The organism is Pseudomonas sp. SIMBA_041 (genome assembly GCF_046535095.1).
Lineage (GTDB): Bacteria > Pseudomonadota > Gammaproteobacteria > Pseudomonadales > Pseudomonadaceae > Aquipseudomonas > Aquipseudomonas mucoides.
In genome coordinates, this window is sequence record NZ_JAWRXJ010000075.1 from 1 (window position 1) to 374 (window position 374).

1 pseudogene is annotated in these 374 nt (G+C 46.3%); it reads left to right on the forward strand.

The annotated features are described in order from the left end of the window. Positions 1-93 precede the first annotated feature (93 nt). A pseudogene (locus tag SB725_RS30285) lies at positions 94-374 on the forward strand (hypothetical protein); the annotation flags it as partial.

Here is a 374-nt window from a genome sequence, read left to right on the forward strand (position 1 = left end):
CCTGCATAAAGCATTGTGCAGTCAGGTTTTGCGTGAGTGTTATCTCATCGCTTAGCTGAGAAATTTTAGAAAATATGGTTTTGGATAACTGCTATGCGTCTGTCTACTGTTGATTTGCAAAAACGTCTGAACCCTGATAAACCAAAAGGTTTACACATGGGATTGACGGTACTAATAGCTTGGCTGGCAGGGGCCGCTTTTATACTTGCGCTCGCGCCTTATGGTATTTGGCCAGTTGCCTTGGTATCACCTGCCATCTTATATGCGTTATTGGTACCAGCGATGACAGGTCGCCGCGCCTTTCTAATCGGTCAGGCCTACGGTACAGGGCTATGGTGTGTTGGTGCGTTTTGGCTATATACCTCGATACATGT